Source organism: Lipingzhangella rawalii (assembly GCF_031628175.1).
Lineage (GTDB): Bacteria > Actinomycetota > Actinomycetes > Streptosporangiales > Streptosporangiaceae > Lipingzhangella_A > Lipingzhangella_A rawalii.
The window spans coordinates 432,390-458,046 of record NZ_JAVLVT010000005.1 but is presented as its reverse complement, the minus strand read 5'-3'; the positions used below and the strand labels follow the sequence as shown (position 1 = coordinate 458,046).

At 67.5% G+C, this 25,657-nt stretch carries 21 protein-coding genes; 7 read left to right on the top strand and 14 right to left on the bottom strand.

All coding sequences use genetic code 11. The features are described from left to right. Positions 1-106: 106 nt before the first annotated feature. The 3 genes from RIF23_RS13015 to dnaG all read right to left on the bottom strand — a co-directional run bounded on the left by RIF23_RS13015 (position 107) and on the right by dnaG (position 4,557). Positions 107-1,462: a glycoside hydrolase family 18 protein gene (locus RIF23_RS13015; protein WP_310912756.1), complete on the bottom strand. Its 1,356-nt coding sequence runs from the start codon at positions 1,460-1,462 to the stop codon at positions 107-109. 81 nt (positions 1,463-1,543) lie between these two features. After that, on the bottom strand, positions 1,544-2,626 hold the full coding sequence (gene rpoD, locus RIF23_RS13010; protein ID WP_407659461.1) for an RNA polymerase sigma factor RpoD: 1,083 nt from the start codon (positions 2,624-2,626) through the stop codon (positions 1,544-1,546). A gap of 59 nt (positions 2,627-2,685) precedes the next feature. After that, a complete protein-coding gene (gene dnaG, locus RIF23_RS13005) occupies positions 2,686-4,557 on the bottom strand; it encodes a DNA primase (protein ID WP_310912755.1) in 1,872 nt (623 codons plus the stop codon). A gap of 111 nt (positions 4,558-4,668) precedes the next feature. Here dnaG and RIF23_RS13000 point away from each other — a divergent pair, with 111 nt between their 5' ends. Continuing rightward, positions 4,669-5,970 carry a hypothetical protein gene (locus tag RIF23_RS13000; protein ID WP_310912754.1) on the top strand — a complete coding sequence of 434 codons (1,302 nt, stop codon included), beginning with the start codon at positions 4,669-4,671 and terminating at the stop codon, positions 5,968-5,970. A gap of 128 nt (positions 5,971-6,098) precedes the next feature. Here the strand turns inward: RIF23_RS13000 and RIF23_RS12995 are convergent, their stop codons facing one another. From RIF23_RS12995 to ppdK, 3 genes are all read right to left on the bottom strand, one after another. Next, positions 6,099-7,397, bottom strand: coding sequence for a deoxyguanosinetriphosphate triphosphohydrolase (locus RIF23_RS12995; RefSeq protein WP_310912753.1), 1,299 nt, complete (start codon positions 7,395-7,397; stop codon positions 6,099-6,101). Between the two features lie 62 nt (positions 7,398-7,459). Continuing rightward, positions 7,460-8,428, bottom strand: coding sequence for a YdcF family protein (locus RIF23_RS12990; protein WP_310912752.1), 969 nt, complete (start codon positions 8,426-8,428; stop codon positions 7,460-7,462). A gap of 365 nt (positions 8,429-8,793) precedes the next feature. Continuing rightward, positions 8,794-11,487: a pyruvate, phosphate dikinase gene (gene ppdK, locus RIF23_RS12985; protein WP_310912751.1), complete on the bottom strand. Its 2,694-nt coding sequence runs from the start codon at positions 11,485-11,487 to the stop codon at positions 8,794-8,796. 427 nt (positions 11,488-11,914) lie between these two features. On the opposite strand from ppdK, the gene trhA reads away from it, so the two are divergent. Next, positions 11,915-12,616, top strand: a complete 702-nt coding sequence (gene trhA / locus RIF23_RS12980) for a PAQR family membrane homeostasis protein TrhA (protein ID WP_310912750.1) — start codon at positions 11,915-11,917, stop codon at positions 12,614-12,616. 256 nt (positions 12,617-12,872) lie between these two features. On the opposite strand, the gene RIF23_RS12975 is transcribed toward trhA, so the two are convergent. Together RIF23_RS12975 and RIF23_RS12970 are read right to left on the bottom strand one after the other, a co-directional pair. Next, a complete protein-coding gene (locus tag RIF23_RS12975) occupies positions 12,873-14,261 on the bottom strand; it encodes a glycine--tRNA ligase (protein ID WP_310912749.1) in 1,389 nt (462 codons plus the stop codon). 198 nt (positions 14,262-14,459) lie between these two features. Next, positions 14,460-14,762, bottom strand: a complete 303-nt coding sequence (locus tag RIF23_RS12970) for an antibiotic biosynthesis monooxygenase family protein (RefSeq protein WP_310912748.1) — start codon at positions 14,760-14,762, stop codon at positions 14,460-14,462. 155 nt (positions 14,763-14,917) lie between these two features. On the opposite strand from RIF23_RS12970, the gene RIF23_RS12965 reads away from it, so the two are divergent. From RIF23_RS12965 to RIF23_RS12950, 4 genes are all read left to right on the top strand, one after another. Beyond that, entirely contained in the window at positions 14,918-15,271 is a 354-nt protein-coding gene (locus RIF23_RS12965; RefSeq protein WP_310912747.1) for a DUF6703 family protein, read from the top strand. A gap of 124 nt (positions 15,272-15,395) precedes the next feature. Then, a complete protein-coding gene (locus tag RIF23_RS12960; protein WP_310912949.1) occupies positions 15,396-16,196 on the top strand; it encodes a metal ABC transporter ATP-binding protein in 801 nt (266 codons plus the stop codon). Beyond that, positions 16,189-17,088 carry a metal ABC transporter permease gene (locus RIF23_RS12955; protein WP_310912746.1) on the top strand — a complete coding sequence of 300 codons (900 nt, stop codon included), beginning with the start codon at positions 16,189-16,191 and terminating at the stop codon, positions 17,086-17,088. The genes RIF23_RS12960 and RIF23_RS12955 overlap by 8 nt, the downstream gene beginning before the upstream one ends. Then, a complete protein-coding gene (locus tag RIF23_RS12950) occupies positions 17,085-17,504 on the top strand; it encodes a Fur family transcriptional regulator (RefSeq protein ID WP_310912745.1) in 420 nt (139 codons plus the stop codon). The genes RIF23_RS12955 and RIF23_RS12950 overlap by 4 nt, the downstream gene beginning before the upstream one ends. Positions 17,505-17,561: 57 nt before the next feature. Here the strand turns inward: RIF23_RS12950 and RIF23_RS12945 are convergent, their stop codons facing one another. The 4 genes from RIF23_RS12945 to recO all read right to left on the bottom strand — a co-directional run bounded on the left by RIF23_RS12945 (position 17,562) and on the right by recO (position 20,905). After that, positions 17,562-18,371: an SGNH/GDSL hydrolase family protein gene (locus RIF23_RS12945; protein ID WP_310912744.1), complete on the bottom strand. Its 810-nt coding sequence runs from the start codon at positions 18,369-18,371 to the stop codon at positions 17,562-17,564. A 75-nt stretch (positions 18,372-18,446) separates the two neighbouring features. Next, positions 18,447-19,271, bottom strand: a complete 825-nt coding sequence (locus RIF23_RS12940; protein WP_310912948.1) for an SGNH/GDSL hydrolase family protein — start codon at positions 19,269-19,271, stop codon at positions 18,447-18,449. A 36-nt stretch (positions 19,272-19,307) separates the two neighbouring features. After that, the gene (locus tag RIF23_RS12935) at positions 19,308-20,177 is read right to left on the bottom strand and encodes an isoprenyl transferase (RefSeq protein WP_310912743.1); all 870 of its coding nucleotides are present in this window, start codon (positions 20,175-20,177) and stop codon (positions 19,308-19,310) included. Further along, on the bottom strand, positions 20,174-20,905 hold the full coding sequence (gene recO / locus RIF23_RS12930; RefSeq protein WP_310912742.1) for a DNA repair protein RecO: 732 nt from the start codon (positions 20,903-20,905) through the stop codon (positions 20,174-20,176). The genes RIF23_RS12935 and recO overlap by 4 nt, the downstream gene beginning before the upstream one ends. 179 nt (positions 20,906-21,084) lie before the next feature. Here recO and RIF23_RS12925 point away from each other — a divergent pair, with 179 nt between their 5' ends. Then, complete coding sequence (locus tag RIF23_RS12925; RefSeq protein WP_310912741.1) at positions 21,085-21,897, top strand: CAP domain-containing protein; 813 nt, start codon at positions 21,085-21,087, stop codon at positions 21,895-21,897. Positions 21,898-21,966: 69 nt separating this feature from the next. Here the strand turns inward: RIF23_RS12925 and leuA are convergent, their stop codons facing one another. Both leuA and gcl read right to left on the bottom strand, forming a co-directional pair. After that, positions 21,967-23,676, bottom strand: a complete 1,710-nt coding sequence (gene leuA / locus RIF23_RS12920) for a 2-isopropylmalate synthase (protein ID WP_310912740.1) — start codon at positions 23,674-23,676, stop codon at positions 21,967-21,969. Positions 23,677-23,924: 248 nt separating this feature from the next. Next, positions 23,925-25,634 carry a glyoxylate carboligase gene (gene gcl, locus RIF23_RS12915; protein ID WP_310912739.1) on the bottom strand — a complete coding sequence of 570 codons (1,710 nt, stop codon included), beginning with the start codon at positions 25,632-25,634 and terminating at the stop codon, positions 23,925-23,927. Between the last annotated feature and the right edge of the window lie 23 nt (positions 25,635-25,657).

Here is a 25,657-nt window from a genome sequence, read left to right as displayed (position 1 = left end):
TGCCGCGGGGGTGCCACGACACCCCGCAACGCCGCATTCCGCCACTCCACGGAGTGCACTACCGCGTCACTCCGAATCACTCCGAATCACTCTGAGTACCTATGTGTCACTCCGCCAGGCCAGTATCCATCGCCTCGACCAGCTCAGCGTCGGGGTCCTGATCCAGGTTCCACAGCATGAGCCCACCCAGATCGTGCTCCCGGGCGTACTCCCCCTTCATGTTCACGATCCACGGCGTGTCATAGGTCCACCACTCGGTGCCGTCATAGATCCAGTAGGCACCGTTCACCGGGTCCAAGAACCGTTGCCCGGGGCGTTCCTGAAGCTCGTTGTACGGGTCGACACCCGCACCGTAGGAGCCCTCGGCGGGCTCGCCCGGCTGGAACCGGCCGAAATTGGCGCGATCCACACCGGTCCAGCCACGACCGAAGGCCGGAATCCCCAACACCAGCTTCTCGGCGGGCAGGCCGTGGTCCAGATAGCGCTGCACGGCCGCGTGCGCGCTGGCGGAGCTGGGCGCCCCCTCCGGGGCGTACAGCTGGGAATGGTGGTCGGTGACATCGCTCCACGTACCCGTGAAGTCGTATCCCTGCACGGTGGCGAAATCCAGGTAGTCAAAGACCTCGGGTTCGACCCCGGCCCGCATCAGCTCCTCGCTGTGCGGGAACGACGCGCTCAGAAACAGATCCCGGCCGCTCTCCTCGGCATAGTCATCCAACTGGCGACGCAGCTCACGCACCATCAGGGTGAAGTTCGCCCCGTCGTCGGGGCGGGTCACGTTATCCGCGTGCCCTCCCCCACCGGGCCACTCCCAGTCGATGTCGATACCGTCAAAGACGCCCTCGGCCGCACCCTCGCCGCCTTGGGGCTCGTCGTTCAGTTGCGGCAGGTTGCCCCGCAGCCACAGATCGATACAGGACCGCGCGAACTCCGCGCGGGACTCCTCGGTGGCCGCAGCGTTCGAGAAGTACGTCGACCAGTTCCAACCGCCCAGCGAAATCCCGGCGCGCAGGTGTGCATGGTCGTCTTTGAGCTTGTCCAGCTGGTTCAGGCTCCCGGCGAGCTGCTGGTCATGCTCGTCACCTTCCCCGTCCACGCTGTCCGCGGCGTCGTAACGGCGCTGGTAGATCTCCCAGGGCTGGTTGGCATCCGGGTCGATGTAGCACAGCCCCTCCGCGTTGACGTCCCCGAACGCCCACAGCAGGGTGGACATGTGCTCGGCCGCCCCGCTCTCGGCCACATCCAGGATGCGGTATCCACGGTTCGCGGTGTTCCAGTCCGCGAAGTAGGCGACCCGCTCCCGGTCAGCACCTTCCCCACCACCGCGGGACCCGTTGGTGGTGATCACGGTGAGAACGCTGAAGAACAGTGCTCCGAGGACCGCAGCCACCGCGACCCCCAGGAGTACCCGGTTACGTTGAGCCAGCGTGGCGGATCCGCCAGACGTGCCAGTACGCGTCATCACTATCGAACCTAGCGCTCCCGGCACTCCGCCGCAGCAGGGTGACCGAGAAATGGCGGAATTCGGTCACCAGACCCGGGTTCAGTCCAGGAACCCCCGAAGCCGCTCCGCCCGGGCGGGATGACGTAGCTTGGCCAGGACCCGCGCCTCGATCTGGCGGATACGTTCGCGCGTCACCCCGAACTCGCGTCCCACATCCTCCAGGGTGCGGGGACGCCCGTCCCGCAGCCCGTACCGTAGCTCGATGATGCGCTGTTCCCGCACGGACAGGGTCTCCAGCAGCGCCGCCAGTTCCTCCTGCATCAGCAGGAACGCGGCGGCCTCGATCGGGGCCACGGTGTCGGCGTCCTCGATGAACTCCCCGAAATCGGAATCCTCGGCACCGATCGGACTCTGTAGCGACATCGGCTCCTGGGCGATGCGCTGGATCTCCCGGATACGGGAACACTCCATCCCCAACTCCCGGGCCAGGCGCTGCGGGTCGGGTTCGTGTCCCAGTTCCTGGTGTAGTTGGCGCTGCACCCGCAGCACCTTGTTGATGACCTCGACCATGTGCACCGGGATGCGGATGGTGCGGGCCTGGTCGGCCATGGCCCGGGTGATGGCCTGGCGGATCCACCAGGTGGCGTAGGTGGAGAACTTGTAGCCCCTGGTGTAGTCGAACTTCTCCACCGCGCGGATCAGCCCGAGGTTGCCCTCCTGGATCAGGTCCAGGAACAGCATCCCCCGGCCCGTGTAGCGCTTGGCGATCGACACCACCAGCCGCAAGTTCGCCTCGATGAGCTGGCGCTTGGCCTGTTCCCCCCGCCGCACCAGCTCCTGGAGCTCCTCCGTGGTGCGGTGCGGAGCCCAGGACGGTGCGGCCGCGTGTCCGCACAGCTGCTGCTCGGCATACAGCCCCGCCTCGACGGCCGCGGCGAGGTCGACCTCCTCCTCGGCCGTCAGCAGCGGCACCCGGCCGATCTCGCGGAGATAGACCCGAACCAGATCACCCAGGCCGCTGCGGGTCGAGGCCTGATCCGGCTCCAGCCCCACCAGCTCGGCCACGTCCGCCTCGGGCACCTCCGCCGGAACCGACTCCAGCTCGGGTGCGGCGACGTGAGGTTCCAGGTCGGCCGTTGGCCGACCGTTGGTCGGAATGCTGGGCAGCGTACCGCGAGCCACACCTCCAGTGTGCCCGCTCACCTCGCCACATGTAGAGCGCCAGTTTTCTCACCGCGATGTCACATCGCGCCGTGCGTCCCCTCCTGTATCATTCGCTTCCGTTCCTGGAGGGTCATGAGCTCGACGAAGACCCGGTTGTACTCCTCGGGGTCGCCCTGCTGGTCCTGTCGCTCCAGCTGCGCCCGGATCTCGGCGATCTGGCGGCTCACCACGTCCAGCCGTATCCGCCGCAGAATCTCGGTGGCCGCCTGCTCGCTCAGCTCCCCATCCACCTCAATCGGTTCACTGGCCAGCTCGGTGAGGAAGGCGGCCTGCACCTCGTTGGGGGCCGCATCGTAGAGGTCCAGCCCCCAGCGTTGGGGGTACTCCACCGCGGCCACCCCGCCGCGGCCACGAATCAGCTCGTGCATGGCCTGGTGCTCGCGGACGGTGAAGGCCGTGGGGTCCAGCTCGTCGAAACTGCGAGCCAGGTGAGGAAACTGGATCGCGAGCTTGAGGGCCTGGCGCTCCCGCCGCACGGTGGGGTCCCGTAGGTCGTAGGTGCGTGCACGCGTCGCCGGGGCGGGACGCTGCTGCGTCTCCTCGTCCTGACGATGGCCGGGCTGGGCAGAGGCGCCCACACGTACCCGGCGCTTGACGAGGTCGAGGTTGGTTTCCTTGACCTGACGCGCCAACCACTGCACGGTCTTCTCCCACGCGTCCGGGTCCTGCACGGTGGCGAGTGCGGGGGCTGCGGCGTCGATCGCCGCGAGCTGGCCCTCGATCGTGTTGACGTCGAAACGCGCCACCTGGTTCTCCATCACGACTTCGGACAGGGGGCGCTTCGCGTCGATCAGGGCTTGCAGTCCCGCGTCGTTGCGTTCCAGCCGCAGGTCACAGGGGTCCAGGCCGTCTGGCTGGATAGCGGCGTAGGTGTGGGTGAACTCGCCGCGTGCCTCCTCGAAGGCGCGTACCGCGGCCTTGTGTCCGGCGGCATCCCCGTCGAAGGTGAAGATGACGCTGCTCCCGGAGGAGGGACCGCCCACGAGGCGGCGGAGCAACTGCACGTGTCCACTGCTGAACGCGGTGCCACAGGTGGCCACTGCGGTCTTCTCTCCCGCGAGGTGGCAGGCCATCACGTCGGTATAGCCCTCGACCACGATCACCTGTGCTCGCCGGGAAATCTCTCTGCGAGCCAGGTCCAGGCCGTAGAGCAGGCTGCTCTTCTTGAAGATCGGGGTTTCCTGGGTGTTGAGGTATTTGGGCCCCGTGTCCTCGGGGTCGAGCCGTCGCGCCCCGAAGCCCACGACCTCCCCGGTGATCTCCCGCACCGGCCACACCAGCCGGTTACGGAACTTGTCGTAGGGACCTCGCCGGCCCTGGCTCGCGAGCCCGCCCAGCATGATTTCCGCGTCGGTGAACCCCTTCTGCCGCAGGTGGGAGGTCAGCACCTCCCATCCGGGGGGCGCGTAGCCCACACCGAAATGCTCGGCGTCAGCACGGGTGAAGCCCCGGTCCTTGAGGAACTGGCGGGCCTCGTGGGCCCGGGAGGTCAACAGCTGCTCGGCGTAGAACTCGGCGGCCACCCGGTGCGCTTCGAGGAGCCGCTGGCGCTGACTCTGCTCGTTACGGGGAACATACCCGCCCTCTTCGTAGCGCAGCTGGATCCCGGCACGCTGCGCGAGGGCCTCCACGGCCTCGCTGAAGCTGAGCTGGTCCATCTCCCGCACGAAGGCCAGCACGTCCCCTCCGGCCTCGCAGCCGAAGCAGTAGTACAGGCCACGCGAGGGGGTCACGTGGAACGAGGGGGTGCTCTCGTCGTGGAAGGGGCACAGGCCCTTCAGTGAGTCGCCTCCGGCATTGCGTAGTTCAAGGTACTCCCCGATCACCTCGGCGATGGGGGAACGCTCCCGTACTGTTGCGACGTCCTCTGCGCGGATCCGTCCGGCCATAGTCGTCAAGTCTAGAGACACGCGGACAGTGGACACCGACACAGAAACAGCCACAGCCGACTGCCCGTGCTGCGGTCGGCCCGCAGAGTCGGGGGCGATAGTGTCGAGCGCATGGCGAGCCAACCCAGCACCCATCCCCTGAGCGGCATTGTCGACGTCGACTGGCGTGAGCTGGCCCCGGACGGAGGGCCAGCCATACCCGGACTACTGCGGGGGTTGTGTTCCGCGGAGTCCTCGGTGGAGTCGGCGCTGCGACTGGGGGAGATCCTCAACTATCCGCAGCCCGGACACCGCGCCGCACCGTGGGCGGTCCCGTTCCTGGTGCGGCTGGCCTGTCACCCGGAGACTCCCCAGCCCTACGACGTCCTCAGCCTGCTCCACGAACTCGCCGCCGGCGTTCCCGGGGACCGGGTCCCGCGGTTTCCGGGGCCGGAGGACCTGGCGGAATGGCGCAGCGAGGTGGCCTGGGTTGGTTCCGTCTCCGTCGACGAGGCGCGGAACCACTTCCAGAAGGTGCTGGACACGGCGGACACCGAGCAGCAGCGGCGTCGGGCCGGAACGCAGTTGGCGGCGCTGGACCAGCCCGCGGGGGCCGAGATTCTCGCCGCGGAGCTGGCTACCTACGAGGCCCTCAGCGGCGAGGTTTCCCACCTGTTGGAACTGGTGACGGACTCCCAGCTGCGCTCCGGCGAGTTCGTGCCCCAGGAGACCGCGAACCTGTTGGCGCTGTTTCCGGAGCATGCCGAGACCCTCATCCCTGCCCTGCGGGCGTTGGAGGGGGCCACCTTCGTCGATGATGAGGAATTCGCCTCGGTGCTGTACGCGGTGGGGATGCTGGCGGGCCCACAGGACACCGACAGCACCGCCTATCTGGAGCGGTTCGTGGACGGCGAGGAGGACGATCCGCGCACGGTCGCGGCGGCGGTGGGGTTGGTTCACCAGCTCGGTGAGGCTGCCCCGCAGCGTGTGGGGACGGTACTCGGCCCCTGGTTGAGCACCCCGGATCTCGCCGAGGTCTTTCCCTCCCCGTTCGCCGACGTCGACGATCACGGCTATCTGGCACTGACGGCGCGGCTGCTGGGTGAGCAGGGCCGGTGGATCTGCATTGATGCCTACCCCACGCTGTTCGCCGGGGTGGACCCGGAGACCGACGACCCGTCCCCGCTACTGGCCGACGCCTTCGAGTTGGTTTTCGGCCCCCGGTCCAAACAGCAGGACACTGCGCAGCCGGACGCCTTCGACAGCTACAGTCAGGACCGCCAGGAAGTCCTGTGGGCGGTCACCGAGTTGCCAGCCGCCGCATGGGAACTACCGGAGGTCGCCGAGACCCTCGCAGCCTGGGGGCTTCCGGATCGCCGTGCGGAGTTTCTCGCCTTCACGGGTGCCGTCGACGCCGATGGGGACGGCGACTGATCCCGGCTGGGTGGTAACGGAGCGTATCCATGCAGGCTCCGTTCCTCGCTGTGCCTCGTTTCCGGGTGGTGCTGGGCAGACCTATCCCCACGCCCGCACGGGACCCAGTTCCACACCGCGGCCGGAGGTCATCCGCACAGCTCACGGTGCCAGGCCAGGGCCGAGGTGTCGGTCAGGGACGCCACCTGGTCGATGACCACCCGCAGGGCAGCGGCGTCGTCCCCGGCGGCTACGTACCCCGGACGCAGGGCCGGATCGAGTGTGGCCGGAGCCCCGTGCGCGACCGCCGCGACCAGTTCGGTCACGATGCCCCGCTCCCACTCCTGGTGTTCGCGTGCCCCGTCGCGCCCCAGGACATAGCGGACCGCGATCGCTTTGAGGAGCGCACACTCCAGCACCTGACGTCGCGGAACGATCAACTCAGCGGTGTATCGGCCCCACTCCTGTGCCTCCGCACGCTGCCGGGCCAGAGTAGCCCGCTCTGCGGCCCCACAGAAACGTCCGATCAGTGCACTGGTCAGGTCCTTGAGCCGGGCGAGGGAGCGGAGGTCCCCAGCCATCTGCCGTGGCCAGAACGGTTCCCCCAGCAGATCCTCGAGCACCTGACGCAACTCTTCCGTGCCGGGCGGACGACCGGCATCATCCAACAGCGGCGCCCCGAGTCCCGGAGCCGACTCCGCCAGGGACCGTGCCGCCAGCTCGGCAAGGTGTTGGCGTTCGGAGTCGGAATCGAGCGTCTCCGGAAGGATCATCCCGGCGTACAATCCGTCTTCAACGTCGTGAACGGAATAGGCGACGTCGTCGGCCCAGTCCATGACCTGCGCCTCGAGGCAGCGCCGCCCGTGCGGGGCGTGCGCACGGATCCAGTCCAGGACGGCGATGTCCTCGGTGTAGCATCCGAACTTTCCCGCAGCAGCCGGCCCGCGGGTCGCGGTTCGGGTCTGGGCGCACGTCCAGGGATACTTCACTGTGGCGTCCAGCGTGGCACGCGTGAGGTTCAGCCCGGCGCTAGCGCCGTCCGGGTCCAGCACCTTGCTTTCCAGGCGTGTCAACAGGCGCAGGCTCTGGGCGTTGCCCTCGAACCCGCCACAGTCCCGTGCCGCCGCGTCAAGTGCCGCCTCACCGTTGTGCCCGAACGGGGGATGCCCCAGGTCATGCGCCAGGCAGGCGGCTTCGACGAGGTCGGGGTCACAGCCCAGCCGGCTGCCCAGTTCCCGGCCGATCTGGGCGCACTCCAGGGAGTGGGTCAGTCGCGTACGCGGAAAATCGCTAACGCCCGGCTGTACCACCTGCGTTTTGGCTGCCAGTCGGCGCAGGGAGAAACTGTGCAGCACCCGCGCCCGGTCCCGCTCGAAGGGGCTGCGACCGTCGCTCTTCGCCGGCTCGCTGACCCGGCGCTGGCGATCGTGAGAATGGTAGCTGGGCATAGCTCGTCAATGGCCTCGCGTTGACTCACGGTGGGTCCGGTGGGGTCGTCCGTTGGGGTGCCTCAGGCGGCGTCCACCGTAACGTCAGCGCTCTCACCGAAGGTGCGGTAGTACATCAGCGAGGCACTCTCGCGCGTGATGTACCACAGTTGCAGCTCGCGACTCTGGACGGCGGGCCCGGACCGTGCCGGTGAGGACGCCGCCTCGATCCCGATGTCGTTCGCGATGCTCAGCGACCGCAGGGCGTGCCACGGGTCGGTGACAATCACCGCACTGGTCCAGTCGTTCTCCTCGAACACCGGGGCCACCGCCTCGATGCTCTCCAGGGTGTCACTGCCCTCCCCGACGCCAACCACCTGGTCGGGAGGAATCCCGATATCCACGAGCCAGTTGTGTCCGCTTTCCCCCTCGGTGAAGTTGTCACCGGGCTGGCTGCCCCCAACCGTCACGATCGCGGGAGCGACCCCCTGCTGGTACAGCTCGGCGGCGTGCTGGAGCCGAGCTTCGAAGATGGGGGACGGCTGACCGTTGTACTGGCTGGCACCGAGCACCAGGATGGCATCGGAGGCGGGCCGTTCGTCCATCCTGGCCGTGTACCACACCCGGGTCCAGGTCACCGCGGGGATCAGAATGGCCAGGAGGACGATCAAGGCCAGCAGCCAACGCAGCCGGATCCGCCGCCGCGGCGTCCCGGGGCGGCGTGCGCCGCGGGAGGTACGGCCATTCCCCCCGCCCCCCCGTGCCCCCCGGTCCGGTCCGGTGGCAGGGGACGAGGGCCCGGACGGCTCCCGCCGCATGGGTTGGGTGGCCCCCGCCCGGGATCCGGTGGGGCTATCGCCGGTCTCGGCACGCGGTGCGCTGGCTTGGGGCGAGGGCTCGTCCCCAGGCCGCGCGAAAACCTGGGTGGCCATGGCGTCGGCCGGTTCGTCGGTCTCCGTTCGTACGAACTGCCGGGTGACAGCCGCGTCTGGTGCGGCTGGCCGCTGGCCATCGAGCGGTTCCCGCTCACTTCGGCCTCCCGCGCTCGGCACGTCTCACCCCCTGCTCTGTGTCAACATCTCGATTGAGAATAGCCAAGAATCGGGTGGACTGCCCGTCGAAACCCCAAAGGAGACGTACGGGGCCACACAGGTGGCACCTTCTCACTCCCGTACCGCGGCTGCACCCACGTCGGCTCCGGTCCAGCCCGGTGCGCGGATGGCGGCTGGGGTCCCCGTGCAGCGCGCCCCAGCTCCCACCAGCCTTTACCCACCCCAGGGACTGTGTGGCCCCCCTACCCCCAGCGGCCTGAACCGCCTCAAGCCCACCCCGCGGGGCGCGGTGGCGCTGGTGGAGGCGGCCCTGGGGACGCCTCCACCAGCAACCACCACGGCCGAATTACCGAGCTGCTGGCGAGCTACTCTGCGTGCCCGGCCGCGCGTCCCGCCTCCAATCGTGCCACCGGAACCCGGAACGGTGAGCAGGACACATAGTCGAGACCCGCTGCATGGAAGAAACGCACCGAGACCGGATCTCCCCCGTGTTCGCCGCACACGCCCAATTTGATGTCGCTCTTGGCGGCGCGTCCCTCGTCCACCGCCAGCTGGATCAGCCGGCCGACCCCATCCGTGTCCAACGACTCGAACGGAGACACACCAAAGACTCCCTTCTCCAGGTAGGAGGAGAAGAAGGACGCCTCGACATCGTCCCGGGAGAAGCCCCACACGGTCTGGGTGAGGTCGTTGGTGCCGAACGAGAAGAAATCCGCGCTTTCGGCGATCTGGCCAGCGGTGAGCGCGGCCCGGGGAAGCTCGATCATCGTGCCGAGTGCAATATCCAGCTGCACGCCGCGCTCGTCGGCGACCTCACCCAGGACCTGCTGCGCCTCCTCCGTGATGATCTCCAACTCCTGGACGGTACCCACGAGTGGAATCATGATCTCCGGGCACGGCCGCCCCCCGGACTCGATCCGGTCCGCCGCGGCCTGGGCGATGGCCCGTACCTGCATCGTGAACAGCCCGGGAACCACCAAGCCGAGGCGCACCCCGCGCAGCCCGAGCATCGGGTTCTGCTCGTGCAACCGGTGCACGGCCTGCAACAGTCGCAGATCGTTCTCCCGGGCCTCGCCGCGGGCCTCGGCAACAGCAACGCGGACCGACAGTTCCGTGATATCGGGCAAGAACTCGTGCAGGGGTGGGTCCAGGAGCCGCACGGTGACCGGGAGACCGTCCATGGCTTCGAAGATCCCGGTGAAGTCCGCGCGCTGGAGTGGCAGCAGTGCGGCCAGGGCCTCGTCCCGTTCGGTATCGGTGTCGGCCAGGATGAGCCGCTCCACCAGGGAGCGTCGGTCTCCCAGGAACATGTGCTCCGTGCGGCACAGGCCGATACCCTGCGCACCCATCCGCCGGGCGCGGGCTGCGTCCTGCGGTGTGTCGGCGTTCGCGCGCACGTACAGGTGCCGCGCGGCGTCAACGTAGTGCATGAGCCGGTCCACGGCCCGAACCAGATCGTCGGCTTCGTCGGATGCCGGATCGAGCTGGCCGTCGAAGTAGCGCACCACCGGGGAGTCGGTTACCGGAACCGCTCCAAGATAGACCTCCCCGCTGGTGCCGTCGATGGAAATGACATCGCCCTCTTCGACCACCGCACCACCAGGTGTCCTCATCCGGCGATTCTTGGTGTCCACGTCCAGCTCTTCGGCGCCACAGACGCAGGTCTTGCCCATGCCGCGGGCCACAACCGCCGCGTGCGAGGTCTTACCGCCGCGACTGGTGAGGATGCCGCGTGCGGCGATCATGCCCTCCAGATCATCCGGGTTGGTTTCGCGCCGGACCAGAATCACGTCCTCACCGCTGCGGGACCACTTGATCGCGGTGTAGGAGTCGAAGACGACCTTGCCGACCGCAGCCCCGGGCGATGCGTTCATCCCTCGACCGATCCGTTGCCGGGGGGCGCCCCCGGCAGGCTCCTCATCGAAGCGCGGGAACATGAGCTGGGCCAGCTGCTCGCCGGTCACCCGCTGCACCGCCTCGTCCAGGGTGATCAACCCCTGGTCCAGCAACTGGTTGGCGATCCGGAAGGCGGCTGCGGCGGTACGCTTGCCGACCCTGGTCTGGAGCATCCACAGCTTGCCCCGCTCGATCGTGAACTCGATGTCGCACAGGTCCCGGTAGTGATTCTCCAGCCGCTCCATGATGGCGAGCAGCTCGGAGTAACTGTCGGGATCGATGGTGGCCAGGTCCGCGAGTGGAACCGTGTTACGGATACCGGCCACGACATCCTCCCCCTGGGCGTTGCTGAGGTAGTCGCCGTAGACGCCCTGCTGGCCGGTGGCAGGGTCGCGGGTGAAGGCCACTCCGGTTCCCGAGTCCGGCCCGAGGTTCCCGAACACCATCGCACAGACATTGACGGCCGTGCCGGCCGAAACCGGGATCCGTTCCTGGCGCCGGTATAGGGCGGCGCGGGGCGTGTTCCAGGACTCGAACACCGCGAGGGCGGCCTCCCGTAGCTGCTGGCGGGGGTCCTCGGGAAAGCTCCGTCCCGTTTCCTGGCGGACGATCTCCTTGAAGGTGGTCACGAGTGACTGCCAGTCAGTGGCGGTCAGCTCCACGTCCTCGGTGAGGCCACGGTCGTGCTTCACTGCGGAGATTGCGTCCTCGAACAGCTCGCCGTCCACCTCGAGGACAGTTCGCCCGAACATCTGGATCAGACGCCGGTAGGAGTCCCAGGCGAACCGGGCGTCCCCGGACTGAGCGGCGAGACCGACCACCGAGTCGTCGTTCAACCCGACGTTGAGAACGGTTTCCATCATCCCCGGCATCGAGTAGCGGGCGCCCGACCGGACACTCACCAGCAGGGGATCGTCCGGCTGCCCCAGCTGTTTGCCCATGGTCGTCTCCAGGACCGCGAGGTGCTCCTCGATCTCGGTGTCCAGCCCCTCGGGCAGCTCGTGGTGTTCCAGGTAGTACCGGCATGCCTCCGTGGTGACCGTGAAACCGGGCGGGACCGGAAGCCCGAGATTCGTCATCTCGGCGAGGTTCGCGCCCTTCCCGCCGAGGAGGTCCTTGAGATCCTTGTTCCCCTCGGTGAAGTCGTACACGTACTTCGGCACGGGAAGCTCCTTCGCTGTGCTGGATGGCGACGTGGACATCGCGTCGCGAATGGCGCGACTGTACCCCGCAGCCATTCTCGGGCTCCTCACCCCATCGCCTTCTCCACGTTTTTCCAGCGCAAACCCTATTCTTTGGTATGGACCAAAGGTCTATACATGATGCGCGCGCACTGCCAACGCATTCCGAACCATCATCCCGAACCCATCGACAATGACGCAGGTCACAGCGTGAATCCTCACATGACCCCGGAGCAGGACACGCATTCCGCGCCAGCGGAACAGGACTGGACCAATTTCGATGGGAGGAAGGTCTCACTCCGCACCCAGCCAAAACCTACGGTTGCGTAGGTTACGGTGGGCGGCGGAGCGCACGGCCGGGGTGCCGTGGCGCCACGGCACCCCGGCCACGACCCGGACTGAGGAGCACATGTCGTCCACGGACACGTCACCCACCCGGCCCCCGGTGGCCGACCGGCCGTCCGGCCACCATCCCCACCGTCCGCGGCTGCGGGGCTGGCTGCACCTGGGCACCACCCCCCTGGCTATGGCGGCGGGCATCGTGTTGATCGTGCTGTCTCCCACCCCGGCAGCACGTGCGGCGAGTGGAATCTATGCCGCCACGGCGGTTCTGCTGTTCGCGGTCTCGGCCGCCTATCACCTGGGGCGTTGGTCCCCGGTCCCCCACTCCCTACTCCGCCGCCTGGACCACGCGAACATCTACCTGATCATCGCCGGCACCTACACCCCATTCCTCGTGTTGGCGCTGTCTGGTCCGCTACGCCAGTGGATGCTGGGAACCGTCTGGACGGCCGCCCTGATCGGGGTCACCTTCACGGTGTGCTGGCCCAGCGCTCCCCGCTGGCTGTCCACCATCTGCTACCTGGCGCTGGGGTGGATCGCCGTTGTGTTCGCCCGGGACCTGGTGCTGGCCACGCCCACCGTCGTGTGGATTCTGGTGTTGGTCGGCGGAGTCCTCTACAGCCTGGGCGCTGTCACCTACGCGTCCCGATGGCCCGACCCCCACCCGGGCTGGTTCGGGTTCCACGAGGTGTTCCACGCCCTGACCGTGGTGGCCTTCGTGTGCCAGTACGTCGCGGTGTCCTTCCTGGTGTACACGACTGCGACCTGACACCCCCGTCCCAGCCCGACACAGGCGCCTGAGTGGGGGATTGATCCCCACGAACACACTCGTTGGTCACGATTCGCTTACACGCGGGGAGAACTCCGCAGAAACCACTCAACGAGTCCCGCGAGAGCCGATAGGTTCGGCACGGAGGCACCACCGGGACGGTGTGCCTCCGGAGGCGGCCGGAGACCATATCCCCCCGGGTCCGGCCGCCTCCCACCATTGACCAGCCAGGTGAAACAGACGGGCTCCTGGCGGCTCAGCAGCCCGGAAGACGTTCGATGAGGTAGGTCTCGACCTTGTCCAGCGAGACCCGCACCTGGCTCATCGAATCCCGTTCCCGCACCGTGACGGACTCGTCCTCCAGGGTGTCGAAGTCCACCGTGATACAGAACGGTGTGCCGATCTCGTCCTGCCGCCGGTAACGCCGACCGATCGCACCCGCATCGTCGAACTCGACGTTCCACCTGGCCCGCAGGCGCTGCGCCAGTTCCCGGGCGCGCGGCGACAGCTCGGAGTTGCGCGACAAGGGCAACACGGCCGCCTTGACCGGGGCCAGCCGCGGGTCCAGCCGCAGGTAGGTCCGCTTCTCCAGCTTTCCCTTGTTGTTGGGAGCCTCGTCGACGGTGTAGGCGTCCAGGAGAAACGTCAGCATCGCACGGTCCACACCGGCGGCCGGCTCGACGACGTAGGGAATGTAGCGGTTGCCCGACTCCTGATCGAAGAAGGATAGGTCCGCGCCCGAATGTTCGGCGTGGGTCTTGAGATCGTAGTCGGTGCGGTTGGCGATACCCTCCAACTCGCCCCACTCCAGGCCGGTGAAGTTGTAGCGGTACTCAATGTCGACGGTGCGTTTGGCATAGTGGGCCAGCTTGTCCTGGGGATGCTCGTACAGCCGCAGGTGGTCCCGATTGATTCCCAGATCCAGATACCACTCGAGGCGCGTGTCGATCCAGTGCTGGTGCCAGTCCTCGTCCGTCCCGGGGACGCAGAAGAACTCCATCTCCATCTGCTCGAACTCACGCGTTCGGAAAATGAAGTTGCCCGGGGTGATCTCGTTACGGAAGGACTTGCCGACCTGTCCGATGCCGAAGGGGACCTTCTTACGGGAGGACTGCTGCACGTTGAGGAAGTTGATGAAGATGCCCTGGGCCGTCTCCGGTCGAAGATAGGTCAGCCCGGACTCATCCTGGACCGGCCCGATGTAGGTCCGCAGGAGTGCGTTGAACATCCGGGACTCGGTGAACGACCGCTTGGCGCCACAGTTCGGACAGGGGATCTCGGCCAGTCCCTCCACCGGAACGCGGCCGTGCCGCTCCTGGAAAGCCTCCAGAAGGTGGTCAGACCGGAAGCGCTTATGGCAGGACATGCACTCGGTCAGCGGATCCACGAACGCCTCGACGTGTCCCGAGGCCTCCCACACCTGCCGCGCCAGGATCACGCTGGAGTCGAGTCCAACCACATCCTCGCGCTGCTGCACCATGGCACGCCACCACTGGCGCTTGATGTTGCTCTTGAGCTCGACACCCAGTGGGCCGTAGTCCCAGGCGGAGCGCAGCCCTCCGTAGATCTCGCTCGAGGGGTAGACCAGGCCCCGGCGCTTTGCCAGGTTGACGAGGGCGTCCACGGTCTCTGACTTGACGGCCATAGCTGTACTGACTCTCCATCCGGCTGGCGGTCGGTGGATCGCGGGAACGCGATGCGTAACGTGTCGAAAGGTCCAGCTTATTGGACATGCGAGCACCCTGCGCACCAGTTCCGAACACTGCGTACCCTGCTTGGGAGCACACCCTCGGCCGCGAGGAGGCCGGCCCGACACGAGACGTCCGGCTCGACAGCCGGGGCCTCAGGAGGCCGAGGGCACCTCCACCCACTTCTCGAAGGCCGAGGGCTCGTCCCAGGCCTCGGACAGCAGGGGCACGGCAACCATCCGCACGGAGAACGCCGACAGAGCTCGGCGATAATAGCCCGGTCCCGCCCATTCGGTGACGATCGTCCACAGCTGCGGATCATCAGCACAACGGGCGAGTGTGCCCCGCTGGTAGCCGGCACACTCTGCGAACGCCTCGAGAACAGTGCGGGCCTGCTGTTGGAACTCCGCGGTGGCCTCCGGATCGGAGGACACGCTGTGCCGGGTGACGACGATCATTGCGCGCCAGCCTAGCCCACCGCACCGGCCGGGCCAGATCTCGCGGGCCCCGATGCCCACCCCCCGAACCCCGGGCAGAGCTAGTCTGGGCCACAGACGACCGCCCGCCCGCGATTCCCGCGGGCGGGGCAGAGCCAGACCACGCTAGGAGTCCCGTGTTCGGCAACCACCGTCGCCGGCCCCCACGGCCACTGCCCTCGGGAGACACCTTCTACACCCCCAATGCCGGTGCCCTGCGAACCGAGATCGAACGTCGCAGCGCGACCGTGCTGGTGTGGCTGCATCAGGCTCCGGCATGGCTCCTCCCAGTGACCCTGGCGGGACTCCTGTTGGGCGGCCTGTTGGTCTCTGGGATCGTCGGCGCGCTCCTCCTGACACTGCTGGCGCTGGCTATCGCCTGGCTGGCGTTTCTGGCCTGGCCCCGGCTGGACACCGGTCACCGAACGGTGCGCTGCCTGGCCGTGGGGATTCTTGCGGCACTGGCGACAGCACAAACCGGACTATTTTGACAACCATTTTCGTTGTCGGCAGACTGGAATCGTGTCCGTCGACTCCTCACCCGTCCAGTTCGACCTCGGCGCACCACCCGGTGCCGCTTCCGAGTCCGCCACGTCGGGGACGCCCGCGATCCGAATGCGCCACGCCGTCGCCGGATACGAACACACACCGGTGCTGCGGAACATATCCGTGGACATCTGCACCGGCGAGACCGTGGCCGTCATGGGAGCGAACGGTTCGGGCAAGTCCACCCTGATGCGGGCCCTGCTCGGCATCGTTCCCCTGACCTCAGGCAGTGTGGAGATCCACGGCACGCCACTGCGCCGATTCCGTCAATGGCCGCGCATCGGCTACGTACCCCAACGTCTGGCTGCCGGCGGCGGTGTTCCCGCCACCGTGGGCGAGGTTGTCGCCTCGGGCGGAATAGCTCGCCACTGGTCCCGCCCGCTGCTGCGACGGATCCTGAGAACGGGGGCTCGGGACGACCGCAGACTCGTCACCGAGGCGCTGGACAGTATGGGTCTGACCACCTTGGCCAACCGCTCGGTGCACGAGCTCTCGGGCGGCCAACAGCAACGTGTCCTCATCGCGCGCGCCCTCGCCGGAGGGCCGGACACCCTCCTCCTCGACGAGCCCATGGCCGGGGTGGACGCCGCCAATCAGCAGGCCCTGGCCGACGCCCTGGAACGCCTGACCCACCGGGGCTACACCATTGTGCTCGTGCTCCACGAGCTTGGCCCCCTGGCACCGTTGGTACACCGCGCCGTGGTGCTGTCCGATGGGCGGATCACCCACGACGGTCCCCCACCCCAGCCGACCGGAGACTGCGCCGCCCCCGGCCACGAGCACATCCACCCGCATGCCGGGCCCACCGGAGTCGGGTCCGGGCGCGACACCCTTGACGCCACCCAGCTCGGAGGACTGCCCGGTGCTTGACCTGCTCGACTATGACTTCATGCGTCGAGCGCTCCTGGCTGCCGTTCTCGTGGGGCTCGCGGCGCCGGCTATCGGGACGTTCATCGTGCAGCGGCGGCTGGCCCTGCTGGGGGACGGCATCGGCCACGTCGCGCTGACCGGCGTCGCCCTCGGCTTTCTTACCAGCACCTCTCCGGTGCTGACCGCTGTGATCGTCTCCGTGCTGGGTGCGATCATCATCGAGGTGATGCGGGTGCGGGCCCGCACCGGTGGGGATGTCGCCCTGGCGCTGTTGTTCTACGGGGGAATCGCCGGGGGTGTGTTCCTGATCGGGCTGGCTCCCGGTGCCACCAACGCCACACTGACGGCCTACCTCTTCGGCTCGGTCAGCAGCGTGACCGAACAGGACGTCTACGTTGTCAGTGTGCTGGCCGCACTGGTGCTGGCCGTGGTGGCCTACTTCGGGCGGGAACTCTTCGTACTGTGCCAGGACGAAGAGGTGGCCCGCGCCTCAGGGCTTCCCGTCCGCTTCCTCAGCCTACTCATCGGGATCATGGCCGCGCTGACTGTGGTGATCGCCATGCGCGTGGTCGGAGTGCTCCTGGTAAGTGCGCTGATGGTGGTTCCGGTCGCGGCCGCCCAACAGCTCACCCGGAGCTTTCGGGTTACCATCCTGCTGGCCATGGGGATCGGTGTACTCAGTGCCCTCGCCGGGCTGTCCTCGGCCTACTATGTGGACGTGGCTCCGGGGGCCACCATCGTTCTGATCGCACTGGCGGTGTTCACCGTGTCTGTCGCGGGGGGCCGGCTACTGCGTCGCGGTGCACAGACGTCGGAGTGGAGCGGGGATCCAACCGCGGAGGGTAACGTCGAGGATGTACCCCGAACCGACCAGGGGAGCGTATCGACGTGAACACTCGCCGTCGTGAGACCGTGCGGCAGGCGCTGAACCAGAGTTCCGGATTCCGCAGCGCCCAAGACCTGTATGCGGACCTGCGCGCCGAGGGCTCGAAGATCGGCCTGACCACCGTTTATCGAGCGTTGCAGGCGCTGAGTGACTCCGGCGAAGTCGACGTTCTACGCAACGACGACGGCGAGGCCGTGTACCGCGCCTGCGTAACCGACCGGCATCACCATCATCTGGTGTGCCGGCAGTGTGGCCGCACGGTGGAGGTCGAGGGGCCCACCGTGGAGAAATGGGCGGAGGCCCTCGGCGCCGAGCACGGCTTCGTGGACGTCACCCACACCGTGGAAGTGTTCGGTACCTGCGCGGACTGCGCCCCGAGCGGGGTCCCGGCAGACGCGGCTCAGTCCGCACGCCCAGACTGACCCCCTGGATCGATCCGGGACGTGTTGGGGGCGGGTCCGGCCATCCGGGGTCTGCGCCTATCCGCTCACCCGCAGTGGAGCCAGGTCGGGACGTTTCGGGGACACTCCATCCCCGCTGGAGCGTCCGGTCAGCCGCCGGCCAATCCAGGGCACGAGGAACTCGCGCGCCCACCGTGCGTCCGCACGGCGTGCGTCGGCCCAGGCCACCTGGGGGCTTTCCGGCCAGGGCTCGCGCCAGTCCGCTCCGGGATCCACCCCCAGGACCTCACATACGCGCAGTGCGATTCGGCGGTGCCCCTCCGAGGAATGGTGCAGCCGGTCCCAGCTCCACGCGCGTGCGTCGCCGAGCACGCGCATCGCCCACAGGTCAACCACGGAGCAGTCGTGGGCATCGGCGATGGCGCGGAGATGCATGTTGTACACGGCAATCTTGCCGCGCAGTGGGCGCATCACCGGCTGGAACTCGGGGTCGATGCCGGTGAAGAGTACGACATGTGCCCCCGTGGCGCGCAGCCGGCTAATCCCCTGGTCCACGATGGTGGCGATCTGGTCCGGGTCACCCCCGGGGCGCAGGATGTCGTTGCCCCCGGCAGCCAGGGTGACCAGATCCGGCTGGAGCTGTTCGGCCCGTGGCACCTGCTCAGTGACGATCTGCCGGGCCAGGCGCCCTCGTACGGCGAGATTGGCGTAGCGTAGCTCCCGCACCTCGTCGGCCAGCCGCTCGGCCAGGCGATCCGCCCACCCGCGGAAATGTCCATGCGGTGTTTCGGCGCTGTCCGGGTACGGATCGCTCAGTCCCTCGCTGAAGCTGTCGCCGAGTGCCACGTAGGAGAGTACGCCGTCTCGATCGAAGGCAAAACCACTCATACCGAATGATGATGCCTGCAACCCCCCGGGTTACGCGACAGTAGGTTCCGCTGTGGACACCCGCTGTTGCCCGGTTCACACCGGCAGGGAGCGCACCTCGGTCGGATCCGGACGCTTGGGCTGCACCCCGTCCCCGGAGGAACGTCCACTCAGGCGCCGGCCGACCCATGGCAGGAGGAACTGCCCCACCCAGCGGGCGTCGGCACTCCGGGCGGTACGCCAGTCAACGGGGTCCGCGGCCGGCCATGGCTCGTCCCAGCGTTCAACGGTGGGCACCCCGAGCGTGTCACACACGCGCAGCGCCACCCTGCGGTGCCCCTCGGCGGACATGTGCAGCCGGTCTGATTCCCAGGCCCGCGGGTCCCGCAGCACCGACATGGACCACTGGTCCACCAGCACGGAACCAGTGCGGTCGGCGATGGAACGCACGTTGAGGTAGTAGCGCGCGAACCGCCCCAGGAGCACCCGCATGAAACCAGAGGCGATGTTCACGCCGGTGAACAGCACCACGTCGCAGCCCTGGTCCCGTAGGCGCCGAACGGCGCGTTCGAGCTGTGCGGCCAGCAGGTCGGGATCCGCTCCCGGACGTAGCAGGTCGTTTCCGCCCGCGCAGAGAGTGACGAGATCGGGGCGCATCGCCAGAGCCGCGGGCATCTGGTCCGCGAGGACCTGCCGCAGCAACTTGCCGCGCACAGCGAGGTTCGCGTAATGCACCTCGGGGATGTGCGCGGCGAGATGCTCGGCGAATCGGTCCGCCCAGCCACGGTAGAGTCCACCATCCGCAGCTGCCTGCGCGTCCGTGCCCTCACCCGGCTCCCGAACCGCAGGATCGCCCACCCCCTCGGTGAAACTGTCCCCGAGGGCGACGTAGGTCAGCCGGTCCCGGCCCAGGTCGATCATGCTCACAGTTACCCCTGTTTACCCCTGTTACTCCGGTTATTCCTGCACTGCCGCGGTCTGTGGCGCGGCTGCGCCCGTCTCGTGTGCCGGGGCTGGTTCCACCGGGTTCGGCAGCGCGCCTCCGTAGCGACGGTCCCGACTCGCGTAGATCTCGCACGCGTGCCAGAGGTGGCGCCGATCGACATCCGGCCACAGCGTGTCCAGGAAGACCATCTCCGCATAGGTGAGCTGCCACGGCAGGAAGTTGGAGAACCGCTGCTCGCCGGAGGAGCGCACGAACAGGTCCACGTCCGGAATATCCGGGGCGTAGAGTCGCGCGGCCAGGGCCTGTTCGGTGATGCGCTCCGGCTTGAGCCGCCCGGCAGCCACATCCCGGGACACCGCCGCAGCGGCATCGGTGATCTCGGCCCGACCACCGTAGTTCACGCAGAACTGGAGCGTAAGCCGGTCGTTGTCTCGGGTGAGGCGCTCGCTCTCCTCCAGCTCCCGGATAACGCTCTTCCAGAGCCGTCCCCGGCGTCCCGACCAGCGCACCCGGATCCCACGTTCGTGCATCTCGAGCCGACGGCGGCGGACGACGTCCCGGTTGAATCCCATGAGGAAACGAATCTCCTCAGGGGAGCGTTTCCAGTTCTCGGTGGAGAAGGCATAGGCGGACACATACGGAATGCCGAGCTCCAGGGCACCCTCGATCACGTCAAACAGGGCGCTCTCCCCGGCCCGGTGCCCCTCGGTGCGGGCCAGCCCCCGCTGCTTGGCCCAACGCCCATTGCCATCCATGACGATGGCGACGTGGCGGGGTACGAGTTCGGGCGGCAGCTGCGGGGGCCGGACACCACTCGGATGTGGATCCGGCAACCGCGGGCCGGACGAATCGGCCGCTGTGGACGGTTCGGAGAGACTCAACGACGCTCCACGAGACGCAGGGATCGGATTCCGTTTTCCAGGTGCCACTGTAGATACGCCGCCACCAAACCGCTGCACTCGCTGCGGTGCCGATGCGCGCTGGCCTCCGCCGCCGTCCAGTCTCCCGTGAGCAGCGCGATCATCAGATCCAGCGTCTCCGGAGCGGGCGTGGTCACGCCGGTGGACTGGCAGGCAGCACAGACCATCCCCCCAGCCTGGATCGCGAAGGACGCATGCCGGCCACGCGCGCCACAGTGCGCACACTCGTCCAGCGCAGGAGCGTATCCAGCGGTAGCTAGTGAGCGTAGCAGGTAGGCGTCGAGGACCATACGGGGCTCCCGTCGCCCCTCACCGAGGGTGCGCAGCCCACCCACCAACAACAGGAACTGCTGCTGGGCCGGCTCCTTCTCTACCCCGGTGATCCGTTGCGCCGTCTCCAGCATGGCAACCCCTGCCGTGTAGCGGGGATAGTGCTCGGCCAGCGGCCCCCCATACGACCGCACCGTGTCCGCCTGGGTGATCACGTCCAGGCTGCGGCCCGTATGCACCAACAGTTCGACATGGGTAAAGGGCTCCAGCCGCGCGCCGAAACGCGACTTGGTGCGGCGCACACCTTTGCCGACTGCGCGCACAAGCCCGTTGAACCGGGTCAGCAGGGTGATGATGCGGTCGGCCTCCCCCAGATTCTGGGTGCGGAGCACGACTCCCTCGTCACGGTAGAGGCTCACTCCCCCATTGTCACCGATGCTGCCGTCGATCGTGCCCGGCCCCGGCCGGGCGGGAGATCCACGCGCTGAAGGCGGGGATTCCCACACGAACCGGTCTCCCCTTTTTCTCCAGTTTCCTCTACTATCACGGGCTGACACGATATGTCCGAAACATTCCCGCTGCTTGAGGACGGAACATCATGGCACGACAGGGTCGCCGTGGACGGTACGCCGGTTCGCGGCGCCGGTCCCCCGGACGGGAGGCGTCCAGCACACGGAGCACAGCCCGCTGGGGACTGCCACTGCTGGGAGCACTACTGGCCGTCCCGGCCGGGATCGGGGTGGCCGGCGCGATGACGGTGGCCTCGTTCCCCCAGAGTGACGACCATGGCTCCGCCGGGGCCACGGGTCCCAACGTGACCGCCGAGGACGAGGAAACGCTGAGTCCCGAGGAGTTCTTCGACGAGGATGGCGGCACCGTCGTCTCAGCGGATCCCCCCGATGCGCCCCCGCCTTCTCCCGAGAACACCTCCGAGGAGGTCACGGTCGAATCCTCGGATACGGACGACGACGAGGACGACAGCGAGGACCCGGACGCGCAGGACACGGACGCACCGGAGGAGGGGAGTTCCTCCCCCGGCTCCGTCTCGGCCACGTCCCATACCGTTGTCGACCTGGTCAATGCGGAGCGTGCGGAGGAGGGATGTGGCCCCCTGCGCGTCGATGACCGGCTCGCTTCAGCCGCGCAGGCACACAGCGAGGACATGGCCGAGCGTGACTATGTCGCCCATGTGAACCCGGACGACGAGGAGCCCGCCGAACGCGCGGCCCAGCACGGCTACCATGCCTACGCCGCAGAGAATGTCGCCGCCGGCCAGGGCTCGGCCCAGGCCGTGGTCAACTCCTGGATGAACAGTTCCGGCCACCGGGAGAACATCCTCAACTGTGACTTCGCCTCGATCGGGGTGGGGGAACACGAGCGGTACTGGACCCAGAAATTCGGCTGGGAGTAGGCCTTCCTCGGCGCGGCTCCGGAGCACGGACGCACCGCGCTTCGGAGCCGCGCCGGGCCGCCGGCCAGCCTAGACGAGGGTGGAACCGCGGCGAACGGCGCTGCACACCGCCTTCAGCGAAGCAGTGGTGATGTTCTGGTGAATACCCACGCCCCACACGACGGTGCCGTCGACCTCCGCTTCCACATAGGCGGCGGCACGGGCGTCGGTTCCCGCACTGAGTGAGTGTTCCACATAGTCGACCACGCGCACCTTGACGTCGATCTGGGTCAGCGCGTCACAGAACGCCGACAGGGGGCCGTGCCCACTTCCGGTGATCTCGCGGATCTCGTCCTGGACCTGCACGTCGGCGCTGATGTGATAACTGCCGTCCTGGTTGGTGGAGCGGTGCGCGACCACTGCCGGTGCGGTGGTCTCGTCCAGGTAGGTGCTCTCGAAGATCTCCCAGATCCGCTCCCCGGAAAACTCGCCTCCCTCCCCGTCGGTGTGCTGCTGCACCACGTGCGAGAACTCGATTTGCAGGCGCCGCGGCAGATCCAAGGCGTGATCCCGGTGTAGGACGTAAGACACCCCGCCCTTTCCGGACTGGCTGTTGACCCTGATAACGGCCTCGTAGGTGCGCCCGACGTCCTTGGGGTCGATCGGCAGGTACGGCACGTTCCAGGGATACTCCTCGACCGGAACCCCGGATTGGGCCGCGTCGTTCTCCAGCGCCGTCAAACCCTTCTTGATGGCGTCCTGGTGGGAGCCGGAGAAGGCGGTGTAGACCAGGTCGCCACCGTAGGGATGGCGGGGTGCCACCGGCAGCTGGGTGCAGTGTTCGACCACGCGACGAACGTGGTCGATGTCGGAGATGGTGACCTGGGGATCCACGCCCTGGCTGAACAGGTTCAAGGCCAGGGTGACCAGGTCGACGTTGCCGGTGCGTTCCCCGTGTCCGAACAGGCAGCCCTCCACCCGGTCCGCGCCGGCCATCACCGCCAACTCTGCCGAGGCGACCGCGGTTCCCCGATCGTTGTGCGGATGCACCGACAGGCACACATGGTCACGCCGGGACAGGTTACGACTCATCCATTCGATCTGGTCGGCGTAGATGTTGGGTGTTGAGCGCTCGACCGTCGCCGGCAGGTTCAGGATGATCTCCCGACCGGGACCCGGCTGCCAGACGTCCATGACGCCCTCACAGACCTCCAGCGCGAAATCCAACTCGGTGTCGATGAAGATCTCGGGCGAGTACTGGTATCCGAAGTGGGGGGTACTACCCAGGTACTGCTCGGCGAACCGAAGCACGTCCCGGGTGCCGTCGACCGCGATCGCCTTGCAGGCGGCACGGTCGACGTCGAAGACGACGCGACGGAACTCCGGGGCGGTGGCGTTGTACAGGTGCACGGTGGCTCGGTGGGCGCCCACCAGGCTCTGCACACTGCGCTCGATCAGGTCGGTGCGGGCCTGTGTCAGCACCGAGATCTGTACGTCCTCCGGGACCAGATCCCGTTCGATCAGCGTGCGGATGAAGTCGAAGTCGGTCTGGCTGGCCGCGGGGAAGCCGACCTCGATCTCCTTGTAGCCCATGCTGCACAGGAGCTGGAACATCTCCAGCTTGCGCTCCGGATCCATCGGTTCGATCAGGGCCTGGTTCCCGTCACGCAGGTCGGTGGACAGCCACCGGGGCGCGGAGCGGATCGTGGCGCCGGGCCAGGTCCGGTCGGGCAGGTCAACCCGCGGAAATTCCTGATAGCGCTGGAAGGGCATGGAGCTGGGCTGCTGTTCGGGCACCATGGGTGCTCCTCCTGGAATGTGGGTGTCTTCGGGCTCCGGCCGACAGAGACAGGCCAAACTCCGCGACGAGGGAGCCGGCCTAACGGCCCCCGCCGCGGCAGCTAAGGAGAAGCAGCCCGTGCAGCACCATACTTCGAGACACGGTAACAGACGCCCCGGACACGTGTGGCACACACCCCGAGTTCGGGGTGTGTGCCACACGTGGGGCACGTCCGCTCCGGACAGACCCGGCGCGCGGCGCATGAGGGTCACTGGTCGGGCTCGAACTCCTTGACGGCGTCGATGGCCGGCCCGTGTGGGGTGTTGGCCTCCCGTTCGATCATGATCTCCACCAGCACCGGCCGCGAGGTCGTACTGGCCTCCTTACGTGCCCAGTCGATGGCCTCGCGGATCTCGCCCGGGTCGAAGACCCGCCGGCCGGTGCAGCCGTAGGCCTCCATGATCTTGACGTTGTCCGAGCCGTAGGCGTCGTAGTGGATGTCGACCTGGTAGTTCATCTCGTAGGGGATCTCTGCCTGTCGGATCAGCCCCAGGTACTCGTTGTTGAGCATGATGAGGACGAACGGCACGTTGTACTGTGCCGCCACTGCCAACTCCTCCACCATGTACTGGAAGCTGTAGTCACCGACGACACCCACGACCTCCGCGTCGGGCTCCGTGTCGGCCAGGGCTTTCCTCACCCCGATGGCCGCAGGGATCTCCCAGCCCAGGGGGCCTGCCTGGCCACAGACCTGGTAGTGGCGTGGCCGGTGGGCCTTCTGATGCTGCCCACCCCAGATCTGGTACAGGCCGATCGCGGTCACGAAGTAGGCGCTGTCGTCGAAGGCTTCGTTGATCTCCCTGTAGACGCGTGGTGCCTTGATCGGCACGGAGTCGAAGTCTTCCCGACGGGTCAGGGTCTGTTTGAGTTCCCCGACTCGACGGATCCACGGCTCCACCTCGGCGCGGGCGTTGCGGCGCCGGGCGGCGGCGAGGAGTTCCCGGAGGAAGAGGCGCGCATCGGACACGATCCCCAGGTCTGGTTCGAAGACCCGTCCGAGCTGGGTCGCTTCGATGTCGACGTGGACGAAGGTTCGCTCCCCGCGGTAGACGTCGATCTGTCCGGTGTGCCGGTCCCCGAATCGCGCACCGACGGCGAGGACGAAGTCCGACTCCAGGAAGGAGGCGTTGCCGTAGCGCTGGGAGGTCTGGACTCCGGTCATTCCGGCGTACAGTTCGCTGTCTTCGTCGAAGGAGCCTTTCCCCATGAGGGTGACCTGGACCGGTACGCGCAGTGTCCGGGCGAGTTCGGTCAATTCTGCGGAGGCTTCGGAAATGATGACGCCGCCTCCGGCGAGGATCATCGGCCGTTCTGCGGCCAGCAGCATGTCCAGAGCACGTTCCACCCGCGGTGGGTGGGGGTGCACGGTGCTGACGGGTAGTGGGGCGTCGATCTCCGAGTCGTAGGTGATCTGCCCCAGGGCCACGTCCAGGGGGATATCGACCAGGACCGGTCCGGGGCGCCCCTCGCGGGCGATACGGAAGGCTTCCCGGAAGATCCACGGGGCCGTACCCGGCTCTTTGATCTGCACCGCCCACTTGGTGACGGGTTTGGCAACCTCGACGATGTCGACGGCCTGGAAACCTTCCTTGTCCAACAGGTCGGTGCGGTTCTGGCCGGTGATGCACACGATCGGCACGGAGTCGGCCATCGCGGTGTACAGCCCGGTGATCATGTTGGTTCCGGCCGGCCCGGAGGTACCGATCGCCACACCGACGCCTCCGGTGGTCCGGGACCACCCGTCGGCCATGTGGGTAGCGCCCTCCTCGTGACGCACAGTCAGGTGCTCGATGCCGCCCACCTGCTCCATAGCCTTGTACAGGGGCAGAATGGCGGCGCCCGGGCATCCGAAGGCGACATCGACGCCTTCGGACTTCAGCACCTCGACGACGGCGTTCATTGCGGGCATCTGTACCATGTGTGAAACCCTTCGCTAGGGGG

What these genes read in the sequence shown, in the direction of transcription:
- dnaG (WP_310912755.1), bottom strand. Translation starts at nt 4,557, where the DNA reads ATGGCCGGACGGATCCGCGCAGAGGACGTCGCAACAGTACGGGAGCGT.
- leuA (WP_310912740.1), bottom strand. Translation starts at nt 23,676, where the DNA reads ATGGTGCCCGAACAGCAGCCCAGCTCCATGCCCTTCCAGCGCTATCAG.
- RIF23_RS12940 (WP_310912948.1), bottom strand. Translation starts at nt 19,271, where the DNA reads ATGATCGACCTGGGCCGGGACCGGCTGACCTACGTCGCCCTCGGGGAC.
- RIF23_RS13000 (WP_310912754.1), top strand. Translation starts at nt 4,669, where the DNA reads ATGGCGAGCCAACCCAGCACCCATCCCCTGAGCGGCATTGTCGACGTC.
- RIF23_RS13015 (WP_310912756.1), bottom strand. Translation starts at nt 1,462, where the DNA reads ATGACGCGTACTGGCACGTCTGGCGGATCCGCCACGCTGGCTCAACGT.
- trhA (WP_310912750.1), top strand. Translation starts at nt 11,915, where the DNA reads ATGTCGTCCACGGACACGTCACCCACCCGGCCCCCGGTGGCCGACCGG.
- RIF23_RS12925 (WP_310912741.1), top strand. Translation starts at nt 21,085, where the DNA reads ATGGCACGACAGGGTCGCCGTGGACGGTACGCCGGTTCGCGGCGCCGG.
- RIF23_RS12970 (WP_310912748.1), bottom strand. Translation starts at nt 14,762, where the DNA reads ATGATCGTCGTCACCCGGCACAGCGTGTCCTCCGATCCGGAGGCCACC.
- RIF23_RS12975 (WP_310912749.1), bottom strand. Translation starts at nt 14,261, where the DNA reads ATGGCCGTCAAGTCAGAGACCGTGGACGCCCTCGTCAACCTGGCAAAG.
- RIF23_RS12960 (WP_310912949.1), top strand. Translation starts at nt 15,396, where the DNA reads ATGCGCCACGCCGTCGCCGGATACGAACACACACCGGTGCTGCGGAAC.
- RIF23_RS12995 (WP_310912753.1), bottom strand. Translation starts at nt 7,397, where the DNA reads ATGCCCAGCTACCATTCTCACGATCGCCAGCGCCGGGTCAGCGAGCCG.
- RIF23_RS12945 (WP_310912744.1), bottom strand. Translation starts at nt 18,371, where the DNA reads ATGAGTGGTTTTGCCTTCGATCGAGACGGCGTACTCTCCTACGTGGCA.
- gcl (WP_310912739.1), bottom strand. Translation starts at nt 25,634, where the DNA reads ATGGTACAGATGCCCGCAATGAACGCCGTCGTCGAGGTGCTGAAGTCC.